15 protein-coding genes are annotated in these 12,262 nt (G+C 48.7%); all 15 read left to right on the plus strand.

The window, feature by feature from the left end; all coding sequences use genetic code 11:
* The first annotated feature begins 1 nt into the window (after position 1).
* The gene (locus tag WC592_02950) at positions 2-502 is read left to right on the plus strand and encodes a 3-isopropylmalate dehydratase (GenBank protein ID MFA4981408.1); all 501 of its coding nucleotides are present in this window, start codon (positions 2-4) and stop codon (positions 500-502) included.
* The gene (locus tag WC592_02955) at positions 495-1,583 is read left to right on the plus strand and encodes an isocitrate/isopropylmalate dehydrogenase family protein (protein ID MFA4981409.1); all 1,089 of its coding nucleotides are present in this window, start codon (positions 495-497) and stop codon (positions 1,581-1,583) included. Before WC592_02950 ends, WC592_02955 begins: the two co-directional genes overlap by 8 nt.
* Positions 1,584-1,605: 22 nt before the next feature.
* A complete protein-coding gene (gene mdh, locus WC592_02960; GenBank protein MFA4981410.1) occupies positions 1,606-2,532 on the plus strand; it encodes a malate dehydrogenase in 927 nt (308 codons plus the stop codon).
* A gap of 1 nt (position 2,533) precedes the next feature.
* Entirely contained in the window at positions 2,534-3,898 is a 1,365-nt protein-coding gene (gene lpdA / locus WC592_02965; GenBank protein MFA4981411.1) for a dihydrolipoyl dehydrogenase, read from the plus strand.
* On the plus strand, positions 3,895-4,563 hold the full coding sequence (gene lipB / locus WC592_02970; GenBank protein ID MFA4981412.1) for a lipoyl(octanoyl) transferase LipB: 669 nt from the start codon (positions 3,895-3,897) through the stop codon (positions 4,561-4,563). Before lpdA ends, lipB begins: the two co-directional genes overlap by 4 nt.
* Positions 4,529-5,443 carry a lipoyl synthase gene (gene lipA / locus WC592_02975; GenBank protein MFA4981413.1) on the plus strand — a complete coding sequence of 305 codons (915 nt, stop codon included), beginning with the start codon at positions 4,529-4,531 and terminating at the stop codon, positions 5,441-5,443. The genes lipB and lipA overlap by 35 nt, the downstream gene beginning before the upstream one ends.
* A gap of 15 nt (positions 5,444-5,458) precedes the next feature.
* Positions 5,459-5,689, plus strand: coding sequence for a biotin/lipoyl-containing protein (locus tag WC592_02980; GenBank protein MFA4981414.1), 231 nt, complete (start codon positions 5,459-5,461; stop codon positions 5,687-5,689).
* Between the two features lies 1 nt (position 5,690).
* The gene (locus WC592_02985; GenBank protein ID MFA4981415.1) at positions 5,691-6,812 is read left to right on the plus strand and encodes a glycosyltransferase; all 1,122 of its coding nucleotides are present in this window, start codon (positions 5,691-5,693) and stop codon (positions 6,810-6,812) included.
* Positions 6,812-7,702: a lysophospholipid acyltransferase family protein gene (locus WC592_02990; GenBank protein ID MFA4981416.1), complete on the plus strand. Its 891-nt coding sequence runs from the start codon at positions 6,812-6,814 to the stop codon at positions 7,700-7,702. Before WC592_02985 ends, WC592_02990 begins: the two co-directional genes overlap by 1 nt.
* Entirely contained in the window at positions 7,668-8,336 is a 669-nt protein-coding gene (locus WC592_02995) for a glycosyltransferase family 2 protein (GenBank protein ID MFA4981417.1), read from the plus strand. The genes WC592_02990 and WC592_02995 overlap by 35 nt, the downstream gene beginning before the upstream one ends.
* 9 nt (positions 8,337-8,345) lie before the next feature.
* A complete protein-coding gene (locus tag WC592_03000; protein MFA4981418.1) occupies positions 8,346-9,005 on the plus strand; it encodes a protein-L-isoaspartate(D-aspartate) O-methyltransferase in 660 nt (219 codons plus the stop codon).
* A gap of 29 nt (positions 9,006-9,034) precedes the next feature.
* Positions 9,035-9,562 carry a cob(I)yrinic acid a,c-diamide adenosyltransferase gene (gene cobO, locus WC592_03005; protein ID MFA4981419.1) on the plus strand — a complete coding sequence of 176 codons (528 nt, stop codon included), beginning with the start codon at positions 9,035-9,037 and terminating at the stop codon, positions 9,560-9,562.
* A 346-nt stretch (positions 9,563-9,908) separates the two neighbouring features.
* Positions 9,909-10,631, plus strand: a complete 723-nt coding sequence (locus tag WC592_03010) for a hypothetical protein (GenBank protein ID MFA4981420.1) — start codon at positions 9,909-9,911, stop codon at positions 10,629-10,631.
* An 80-nt stretch (positions 10,632-10,711) separates the two neighbouring features.
* On the plus strand, positions 10,712-11,533 hold the full coding sequence (locus WC592_03015) for a hypothetical protein (protein ID MFA4981421.1): 822 nt from the start codon (positions 10,712-10,714) through the stop codon (positions 11,531-11,533).
* 122 nt (positions 11,534-11,655) lie between these two features.
* On the plus strand, positions 11,656-12,262 hold a 607-nt coding region (locus WC592_03020), incomplete at its 3' end, for a VCBS repeat-containing protein (GenBank protein ID MFA4981422.1).

Below are 12,262 nucleotides of genomic sequence, written 5' to 3' on the forward strand. Positions count from 1 at the left end.
GATGAAGCATTTCGCCAGAAGATTAAAGGTCCAGGACAATATCAACACAGATTATGTCATCTCAGGCCGGTATAAATTTAAAATACAGGATCCAAAGGAGCTCGCCAAGCACATATTCGAGGATATAGACCCGAACTTTGCCGCACGCGTATTAAAAGGCGACCTCCTTGTCGCAGGCGAAAATTTCGGCTGCGGCTCTTCCCGCGAACAGGCGCCGCAGTCGCTCAAGCAGGCGGGTTTTTACGCGATTGCCGCAAAGAGCTTTGCCAGGATATTTTACAGGAACGCCTTTAACATCGGCCTGCTCCTCATCGAATGCAATACGGACTTTATAGATGACGGTGATGAGCTAGAGCTGGATATTGAGAACGGCAAACTCAGAGACAGGGTAAAGGGGCTTGTCCTCGACATAAAGCCGGTGCCGCCGGTCATGAAAAAGTTGCTGGATGACGGCGGAGTCATCGAACATTTCAAGAAACACGGAGGATTTAAGTTTGAGTAAATATAAGATAACATTGATACCCGGCGACGGCACGGGGCCTGAACTTGCTCTTGCGGCCAGGCGGTGTGTGGATGCTCTCGGCCTTAATATAGAGTGGGAGGTCATGGAGGCCGGAGAATGTGCGTTGGAAAAATATAAGACGCCTCTTCCGGATAACGTGCTCGAATCGATCAAACGCAATAAGATCGCTTTGAAAGGGCCTATTACTACACCCATAGGTACGGGATTCAGAAGCGTTAACGTAGAGCTGAGGAAGAGGCTCGATCTCTATGCCTGCCTCAGGCCCTGCAAGAGCTATACCGGTGTACGGAGCCGTTATGAAAACATGGACCTCGTGGTGGTCAGGGAGAATACTGAGGATCTTTACGCAGGCATAGAGTTCGAAAAAGGGGCTGCGGAAACAAGAGAGCTTATATCTTTGCTGGAAAAAATGAGCAAGAAGAAGATACGGCCCGATTCAGCGATAAGCATTAAACCCATATCGGTTGAAGGTTCGCGCAGGATAGTCAAATACGCTTTCGAATACGCCGTAAAGAACAACCGCAAGAAAGTGACGGCTGTCCATAAGGCCAATATCATGAAGTATACTGACGGACTTTTTCTCGAAGTTGCCCGCGATGTGGCTAAATCATATTCCGGTAAGATAATATTCGAAGATAGGATAGTCGACAATATGTGTATGCAGCTTGTGCAGAAACCTGAGGATTACGATGTCCTGGTCCTGCCGAACCTTTACGGCGATATACTGTCTGACCTGTGCGCAGGCCTGGTAGGCGGACTTGGCGTAGCGCCGGGAGCGAACATAGGCGACGGACTCGCCGTATTCGAGCCTACGCACGGCAGCGCGCCGAAGTATAAAGGCATGGATAAGGTAAATCCGGCGGCAATCATACTTTCCTGCGTAATGATGTTAAAATATATGGGCGAAGACGCGCAGGCGGATAGGTTGGAAAAGGCCATTTCCGCGGTCATAAAAGAAGGCAAAGACGTGACTTATGACCTTAAAAAAGACAGGAAAGACCCTTCGGCTGTAGGGACCAGCCGCATGGCCGACGCTATAATCGGCAAACTGAAACGATAACTCAGATAAATACGGGGAGAACGTGAAGATATCCGTAATAGGCGCAGGTGCCGTAGGGGCAACTCTGGCACAGAGGATATTGGAAGGCGGGATTGCAGATGTCGTGCTTCTCGATATCCTGAAAAATTTAGCTTGCGGAAAATCACTCGACCTGCTGGATGCGGCGCCGCTCGTAGGCCACGAGAAGAGCATGACAGGAACCGATGACTATAAAGAGATAAGATCCTCGGATATCGTCGTTATAACTGCCGGTCTTGCCCGGAAGCCCGGCATGACAAGGGAAGATCTGATCGCCAAAAATGCGGATATTATAAAAGACGTCGCGTTCAATGTGCGCCAATACGCGCCTTCATCGATCGTCATAGTAGTTACAAACCCGCTTGACGCAATGACCTATCTTACGCTGAAAATCACCGGTTTTCCAAAGAATAGGGTTTTTGGAATGGCGGGCGAACTGGATGCCTCGCGATTTATATACCTTATAGCGGAGGAATTAAAGGTCCCGAGGTCGACTGTCAAGACGTATGTCCTGGGCAGCCACGGCGACACCATGGTGCCTGTGCTGTCTCACACGCGTGTCTCCGGCAAACCTCTTTTCGATATGCTTACTCCGGAAAAGATAGAAGGTATCGTAAAGAGGACCTGCGATCGTGGGGCGGAGATAGTCGCTTTATTGGGATCGGGGAGCGCGTATTATTCGCCGAGCGCCGCTGTATTTAAGATGATAAAGGCTATTGCGCTTGATACTAAAGAGGTACTTACGGCCTCTGTGCTGCTGAGCGGCGAATACGGGTTGAAGGATATCTGTATAGGTGTTCCATGCGAAATAGGCAGGTCCGGCATTGAAGGGATAGTGAAGCTGGACCTGTCGAAGGAAGAGGAGACGGCATTTCACAGATCCGTCAAAGCGATAAAGAGTTCCGTAGAACTTTTGCCTGCAGTCGAATGATATGAAAAATTACGATCTCGCCATAATAGGATCCGGCCCGGGCGGTTATGTCGCGGCCCTTTACGCGTCACGCCGCAAACTCAAGGTATGTGTAATTGAAAAAGGACTTGTGGGAGGCACCTGTCTCAATAGGGGCTGCATACCGACCAAGTCGCTCTTAAATTCCGCTTCGATGATCACCGTGATAAAGGAAGCCTCGGCTTTTGGCGTCGATACCGGCAGCGTTTCGATTAAATTTGATAAGATGATGTCGAGGAAAGACGAAACGGTCTTGAAGCTTAGGACCGGTATAGAGACCCTGTTCAGGGCGAATTCCATAGATCTTATACGGGGCCAGGCAAGGATCTCCGGCCCTGATACGGTTACTGTCCCGGGCGCAGAAGATATATACGCGAAGAATATGTTGATAGCGGCCGGCTCAAAGACAACCTCTTTGAATACAATAAAGACAGACGAGGCGGACATCCTGTCCAGTGACGGGATCCTTTCTTTAAGATCCGCGCCAAAGAGCCTGGTCATTATAGGCGGTGGTGTTATAGGCTGCGAGTTCGCCGGCCTCTTTAATACGCTGGGAACGAAAGTTACTGTCGTTGAATTCATGGACAGGCTTGTTCCAAACCTTTCTTGCGAGATATCAAAAAAACTGGAACTATTGTTCAAGAAGAGAGGCATAGAGGTATTTGCGTCATCCGGCGCGGAAAGCGCCGAAAAGAAGCAGGGTGTCGCTGTTAAGATATCCGGAGGAAAGGTGATCGAAACCGAGAAGGTGTTCGTAGCTGTCGGCAGGACCCCCGATATTGAAAGCCTGGGTCTTGCGGACTGCGGTATAAAAACGGAAAAGAACAGGATAGCCGTAGACGAACACCTCATGACCAGCGTAAAGGGTATATATGCCATCGGGGATTGCGTCGGCGGGCCGCTATTGGCGCATAAAGCTTCGTACGATGGTATTCTCGCATGCGATAACATCCTTGGCGATAGTCGTAAAGTAGATTACTCCAATGTCCCCAATTGCATATGGACCGATCCGGAGATCGCCTGCGTAGGTTTGACTGAGGAGGAGGCTAAATCGAGAGTATCCGGGGTAAAGATAGCTAAATTTCCGTATCTTGCTTCGGGAAAAGCATTTCTCATGGGAAAACCTGAAGGGTTCATCAAGATCATCGGCGATACGGCGGGTAATGTACTCGGGGTAGAGATATTCGGCGCGGGGGCTTGCGAACTGATAGCCGAAGCCGTATTGGCTAAGACGATGGGCATAAACATAAAAGACTGGGCAAGGGCCGTGCACGGCCATCCTACGTTGTCAGAGATAATCCAGGAAGCCGCGCATATATTCTGCGGGACTCCGATACATAGTATATGATACTCGACCTTGGGCTTATAGATTACGAAGCTGCCTGCAGGATACAGAAAGAATTTGTAGCTAGAAGAAAGTCCGGTTGTATAGAAGATAGCATCGTCCTGGCAGAACATAAAGCTGTCTTTACTATCGGCAGGACAGGGTTGTCAGAAAACCTCCTTGAGCGGGAAGACGTCCTGCGCGAGTCCGGTATTAAGGTCATCAGGGTCGATAGGGGCGGAGACATCACATTCCATGGTCCCGGCCAGCTTGTTATATATCCTATAGTAGACCTTAAGTCGAGGGGCCGGGATATGCATAAATATATGAGGGATCTTGAAGAAGCCGCGATAAGAGCTCTGCGAGATTACGCGGTATTTGGCGAAAGGATCCATAGTAAAACCGGGGTATGGATAGGGGAGAAGAAGATCGCTTCTGTCGGCGTTGGCGCCAGTAATTGGATAACGTTCCACGGCATAAGCCTTAATATAGACTGCGACCTTAGTTTTTATAATATGATCAACCCATGCGGCATGAAAGGCGTAAAGATGACATCGCTTGGAGCTATATTGAACCGGGGCGTGGCCATGGATGGCGCGAAAGAGCGCGTAATACCGTATTTTATCGATATTTTCGGGATAGAAGGACAAAGATATGTACATAGAGAAGAGACGGCCCTCGTGGCTTAAGAAGAGGCTTGTGCTGAGCGACAACGTCAAACAGATGAAGTCCATCCTGTCCGGCGTCGATACGGTATGCGAGTCGAGCCTCTGCCCGAATTTAAACGAGTGTTATTCAAGGATGTTCGCGACATTTTTAATTCTTGGGGCCAACTGCACCCGGGCCTGCAGTTTTTGTTCGGTTGATAATAACGTCCCAAAGGCCGTGGACCCTAAAGAGCCCAAAAAAATCGTCTCGATAGTGAAGAAGATCGGACTTAAATATGTTGTTATAACCTCGGTCACTCGCGATGACCTGCCGGATGGAGGCGCTTCGCAGTTTGCTAGGGTGGTCCGTTCCCTGAAGAGATACCGGCAGGACATAAAAGTAGAGGTGCTGGTCCCTGATTTCAACGGGAATAAAAAATCGTTGGAGAAGGTCTTTGATGCCGGGCCCGATATTTTCGGGCATAATACGGAGACCGTAAAACGGCTGTATCCTCTCGTAAGGCGAGGGGCGGATTATACCAGGTCCCTGGATGTCTTAAGGGCCGCAAGAGATTTTCCCGGCAGGCACCTTGTGAAGAGCGCTTTGATGCTGGGGCTGGGCGAAACGGATGACGAGACAATAGCTGCAATGACGGATATCAGGAAAGCCGGGTGCGACATATTGACTATCGGGCAGTACCTGAGGCCGCGGATGGCCAATATGCCTGTAAGCCGTTATTTAAAGCTGCCCGAGTTTGAGAAGTTTAAACAGATAGGCCGTGGGCTCGGGTTCAAATATGTAAGTTCCGGCCCTTTTGTCCGGAGCTCATATTTTGCGGAAGAGGCGTATTTCAAATGCATTAACGCTCCCGGCGTCGCGGACGAACGAGTCTGCGGCATAATGATGCTGGCCAGGCTGTAAATACAGGAGGAAGAGATGACGGACGTAAAGCTGCCTCCCATAGCGGAAGGCGTGGATAAAGCCAGTGTGTCGTACCTGCATCACAATGCGGGTGATAATGTTAAATCCGGGGAAGACCTTATAGAGTTTGTTACAGATAAGGCGACTTTCAACGTGCCCGCTCCCGTATCCGGTTTGCTTAAAGAAGTGCTTGTCAGTGAAGGCGACGAGGTAAAGGTCGGCCAGGTCCTCGCGAGGATAGAGTAGCATGAGTCCCAAGAAAGTACTTCTGCTGTATATATCCGAGCATTCCGGTCATCACTGCGCAAGCCTTGCGATAGAGAAGGCCCTTCGCGCGTTAGAACCTTCCATAGAAACGATGAACATCAATTCTTTCAATTACACCAACCCGATCCTTGAGAAGGTCATAAACAGGGCTTATATGGGTGTTGTAAAACGGACCCCGGAGATATGGGATTATCTTTACGATAATCCGAAAGTATTGAAGAATACGCAAAGACTGAGGCAGATGATACACAGGTTCAATAAGGGCAAATTGAAGACCTTGCTCGATGATTTTATGCCTGATGCCATTGTATGCACTCAGGCATTTCCCTGCGGCATGATAGCCGACTACAAGAAGACCTACGGCCTCGATATCCCGTTGATAGGCGTGCTCACTGATTACGCGCCCCACTCGTACTGGATATATAATAACGTGGATCTTTATGTCGTTCCGTCGGATGCTACAGGCGCCAAGCTGATAGCGAACGGCATTGAGCCTTCAAGAATAGGCTCTTTCGGCATACCCATAGACACGCGTTTCCAGTCGTTTACAGACAGGAATATGCTGCTGGCGCGGTACGGCCTTGACGAGGATGTGCCCTGCGTATTGATCATGGGCGGAACTCAAGGGCTGGGACCTATAAAAGAGATGTCCAGGTCGCTTGACAGGGCATATCTTAACCTTCAGGCTGTCATTGTAACGGGAACGAATAAAAGATTGTATAAGTGGCTTAAAGGCAGGCGTTTCCGAAAGAAGATCGTCGCGCTTCCGTACGCTGATAACGTGAACGAGTTGATGGAGATGGCGACGGTCGTCATTACAAAGGCCGGCGGGATAACTACTGCCGAAGCTCTGGCAAAAGGCGTTCCGATGCTCGTGGTCAACTCCCTCCCCGGGCAAGAGGCGATGAATACCGTATTTTTACTTAGCGAAGGCGTCGCGGTCAGGGCTGAAAGCCCGGCGGATGTGGAAGCGATCCTCGAGGAACTGTTGTATAACAAGAATAAGCTTAAGGCTATGAGCGATAAGGCCCGGTCTCTTGCCAGGCCGGACAGTTCTGTCAACATAGCCAAAACCGTCCTCAAACTGATCCATAAAAGATAATGCTATACATTTTATACAGAATCGCCTATTTTCTCGCGCTGATGCTTCCGCTTAAGGCGGCATACTGGCTCGCCTGCAGGATCGCAGGTCTGTGGTGCCGTATTTCGCGGAAGGACAGGATGGTAATAATGAATAATATGAAGACCGTCCTGGGAGACAGGATATCGAACGACCGGGCAAAAATTCTGACGAAGGAAGTATTCAGGAATTTCGCGAAATACCTGGTAGACTTTTTCCGATTTTCCCTGATCGACCGGGAATTCATAAAAAAATTTGTTAAAGTGGACGGCCTGTCTAATCTGGATGAGGCCCTTCGGCGCGGTAAGGGTGTCATAGCCCTGTCGGCCCATATAGGTAACTGGGAGCTGGGCGGAGCGGTCCTGCCGTCTATCGGCTATCCGACCAGCGCGGTGGTATTGTCGCATCAGGATAAGAATATCAACGAGTTCTTTAAGCGGCAGAGGCTCAAATGCAGGATGAAGCCTATAGAAATAGGTATTTCGCTGAAGAGCTGTTACGTTGCGTTAAAGAACAATGAAGTGCTGGCCCTTCTCGGCGATAGGGATTTTACGAAGAACGGTATTGCCGCCGATTTTTTCGGCAAGAAAGCGTCCATACCGAAAGGGCCGGCGGTATTCAGCTACAGGATAGGCTCTGCCATAGTCCCCACTTTCATGTTGAGAGAGGATGACGACACATTCAGGTTTGTATTTGATAAGCCGATATATCCGAATACGGACGGCGATGAGAGAGCTGAAACCATCTCCCTGACGAAAAAGATCGTCTCTGTAATGGAGGATTACGTCAGGCGATATCCGACCCAATGGTATGTATTTAAAGACATATGGAGTAACGATGAGTTCGACGTGCGTCCTGATACCGTCTTATAATGAGGCCAGGTCAATAGGCGGCATTGTGAGGGAGCTTAAAGAGAAGGGGTTAGACGTTTTTGTGGTGGACGACGGTTCAACCGACAATACGGCCTCGATAGCCGAATCCCAGGGCGCGATCGTAGTCAAACATAAGGTCAACAAGGGCAAAGGGGCCTCATTACAGGAAGGCTTTAAACATATCTTGAAAAAAAACTTTGACGCAGTCATGATAATGGACGGCGACGGCCAGCACAAGGTATCCGACATAGACGGTTTTTTAAGCAAGATGGAAGAAACGGGCGCCGACGTCATTATCGGCAACAGGATGATGGACATATCTTCTATGCCGTTAATAAGGATACACACAAACCGTTTTATGTCTAATCTTATCTCCATAATATGCGGCCAGAAGATCCCCGACAGTCAGTGTGGTTTCAGGCTTATAAAGAGAGAGGTTTTAGATAAGATAAGGCTGACATCTTCCAACTACGAAATAGAATCCGAGCTCATCATCGAAGCCGCCAAGAAAGGTTTCAAAGTGGAGTCGGTCCCGATAATGACCGTATATGAAGATGAGAAGAGCAAGATAAATCCTGTCATCGATACCTTGAGATTTCTGTTTTTTTTGATAAAGCTGAGTTTGAGGAAATGAGGGGATAAGATGGAGCCGGACTTTGAAAAGACGCGCAATGCTATGGTTGACGAGCAACTCATCGTCCGCGGCATATCCGACAAACGTGTTCTGGACGCCTTCCGTAAGGTGCCCAGGCATGAATTTATACCAACCAGGGACCGCGAATACGCGTATAGCGATTATCCTCTTCCAATAGGATACGGCCAGACCATCTCGCAGCCATATATGGCAGCTTTGATGACAGAATGTTTGGGCCTTAAAGGCGATGAGAAGATCCTGGAGATAGGCACAGGCAGCGGATACCAGGCGGCGATATTGGCTGATCTGGCTGGCAAGGTATTCTCGGTCGAGAGGATCGAGGCATTGGCTTCTGCGGCAAAGAAAGTCCTTGGATACCTGGGGTATAGGAATATTGCGATTACGGTGGGCGACGGCACGCTGGGCCTGGAAGAGAAGGCTCCTTACGACGGTATAATAGTAACAGCGGGAGCGCCTGCAATACCCGATGCCATTATCGGGCAGCTTAAGGAAAAGGGCCGGCTTGTTATACCGGTAGGCGGAAATTTTAATCAGGTCCTCACTATAGTCGAAAAAAACGGCGATTCGGTTAATATTCAAGAAATATGCGGCTGCGTATTTGTCCCGTTAATAGAAGACAAGGGGTGGCCAGGCGCAAAGGCCGGATAAGAGCTGTTAATTTAATTCAGGTAAGTGATATGCGAAAAAGATTAAAAGATGGGCTGGTGCAGGTATACACAGGGAACGGCAAAGGGAAGACTACCGCAGCATTAGGCCTGGCTTTAAGGGCCTCCGGCGCAGGTCTCAAGATATGTTTCTTCCAATTCATCAAGCGCGGCGACTACAGCGAGAAAAAGGCGCTGGCAAATATCAAAAATATTACGGTCATACAATGCGGCCGAGGTTGTTTTGTTAAGGGGAAGCCGCGCGCTAAAGATATAAGATTGGCTCAGGTCGGCCTCGATAGATGCGCCGCGATCATAAGGTCCGGGGAATATGATATTGTTATATTGGATGAGATAAACATAGCCGCAAAGATCGGATTGGTCAGAGTAAAAGATGTCATTGATGTTATAAGCGATAGGCCAAATTTTGTCGAAGTAGTTCTTACCGGCCGTTATTGCCCCGCAGCCATTAAATCACGCGCCGATCTAGTGACTAATATGAGAGATGTACGCCACCCGTTCCGGAAGCACATTCACGCTCGTCGAGGCATCGAATTTTAGAGGGAATAAAAGCCAATTTTACGTCATATGTTAGTTTACAAAAAAGTTAAATTAAACCTATTGACAATTCCTGTATATGGAGTATATTTGTATTAGAAGTCGAAAGGCAAAGGTGCTCTGGTTTAAAAAGCAATTAGGCTTTTTCTTTGAAAGCCAAAGAAGGGGTGAAGGTGAGAATAAACAGCTGTAATATACAAACTGGGAATTCTACAAAGAGCCTGGAGCGATAAGACGGGTTCTTTTTTTATAGTTAATAAGTTTATAAAGTTCTTAACAAACAAAAAAAAGGGGGTAGAATATGAAAAGTCAACTGAAAGTAAAAAAAGAAAGGAAGGGGGTGATTGATATGAAAAAGATAGCGTTTATATTACTGGCGTTAGTGTTTGCCGCTGGCGTAACAGGAACAGCGTCGGCATTAACTATCGACCAGACAAAGTCTGTCACAGCGACAGGCAGCGTTGCCGGCGTTACATCATTGGCTGTAGATGTGACATCTATAGCTTATGGTGAGGGTGCGACCGACAGGTATCCGACAGCTCCTAAGATAAAGCTGACTTACTCCAGTAACTACAATCCGTGGAAGATAATGGTATCTACGAACAATACAACGATACCTATGCAGGCAGACGACGGGTTGTACGCGAAAGGCGGGTTAGTAACCGGCACAGGCACATCGGCCCATACTGCCGCATGTAAATGGGTCACGAAGATCGGGACCAGCTCGACTACTCCGGCTCTTCCTACAGCGACGGCCTACAACTATGTCAAAGATATACGGGATGAAGATGACCCGGCAACAGGCGGAGGTCAGGATGAGTCGTGGGCTGCCGCTTTGGCAGGTGGTTATCCTGTAATAGCTTTTGGCGATGCGTCAGGCAATGGCTATTGCATCGATCCTACCAATAGCGCTCCGGGAGATTTCCAGTACACGGGAGACGCCATTACGGAAGCAAGCGGTGTGGCTGTGTACATAGCTGCCGGATTCGCGACGAATTTCGTCGATCCAGCGATTAAAGCATCAGCCGGAAGTTACGCGACAACATTTGTCTTTGATTTGATTCACGAATAAAAAAAGACAAATGCATAAACATGGAATACGCCCCATTAGAATAACATTCTAATGGGGCTAGACCATGGGAGATAAGGAGAATGGATAACGGCGGCATGGTTCTCAAAAAAACATTTGCAGTATTAGCACTCGGGGCGTTTATGCTTTTATACAGCTCCTGCGTGCATGCCGCCATCTCCGTCGCCCCTTCTAATATAGAGATCGTATTAACTGAAGGGGCCGCGGAGAAAGGTTTTTTTACCGTGACTAACGAAGCGAGCGAGAGCGTTACGGTCAAGGTCGAGCCGGAGGACTGGTTTAAGATGAGATTGGGTAGGGCCGGTATACCGCTCGATAAGTGGCTGACGATATCACCGGTAAAATTCGATATTGAGCCAATGGGGGTTAAAAAGGTAGAATATGTGATAGCGCCGCCGGACGGCGCAAACGGCGAAGTGGCGGCTATGGTTTACTTCGGCGTCACGTCCGATTCCGGCGGGATGAGCATTACAAGCAGGAACGGCTCTTCTATATACGTAGCTGTTGCCGGCACATTCAACCTCGACTGCGTCATTAAGAACGTGTCGGTGCAGAAGAAAAAGACGAATGCCGACGCGCCGGGTAACGCAATATTATTTATTATAGAGGTGGAAAACAAGGGCGACGTCCATGTAAGGCCTACAGGGAATATAAATATTACGTCCGATAACGGCGGCAAATACGAAGTACCGGTCGTCCGTGGATTCCCGGCATATCCGGGATGTGCAGAGAAATATATGGTAACATGGGACAATGCTGACTATGCCCCAGGCAGATATGAGGCATTGATCACCCTTGATTACGGTAAGATATACAACATTAAAAAAGAGATAACGAAGAAGGTAGCCTTTAATATAGGTAAGGACGGCGGCGTCACTTATTAGCCGCGGCGCATATCCGACCTGTCTTTTTATTTAAACAGGATACGGACGAAGTGTGCCTGGCATAGTTTTTATATTTAGAAAGTCTTATTTAATCACAATGGGGGAGATGAGATAAGGTGCGCATGATATTGAAGAAGTTACTATGCATCACGCTCACTCTGGCGATCCTGTTCCCGTTGGAGATGGTCGAGCTCTCCGCCGTTGACTGGACTTCGCCCAGAGTAAATTCATATACCCCTAACCAGGCTACAGTTAATATTGACCTCGCCTTTGACACACTTCCGGATTTTTCAGTAACCGCGTCAGACCTTCAAGCCGCGAATAATGAGCTAATTCTAGATTATGGGACATCGGGCATTTTTACATGGGATGACGATCTTACATATCCCTGGACACAGCTCCACACCTTAAACCCAGAAGATATGGTAACAGGCGACTTTGACGGTGACGGCCAGGACGAAGTCATACTGGACTACGGGGAATATGGCATCCACATATGGGACTCAAACGGAACCCCTGCCTGGATACAGCTCCACACCTTAAGCCCAGAAGATATGGTAACAGGCGACTTTGACGGTGACGGCCAGGACGAAGTCATACTGGACTACGGGGAATATGGCATCCACATATGGGACTCAAACGGAACCCCTGCCTGGACACAGCTCCACACCTTAAGCCCAGAAGATATGTTAACGGGTGACTTTGACGGTGACGGCCAGGACGAAGTCA

The organism is Candidatus Omnitrophota bacterium, assembly GCA_041648975.1.
Lineage (GTDB): Bacteria > Omnitrophota > Gorgyraeia > 2-01-FULL-45-10 > 2-01-FULL-45-10 > JAQUSE01.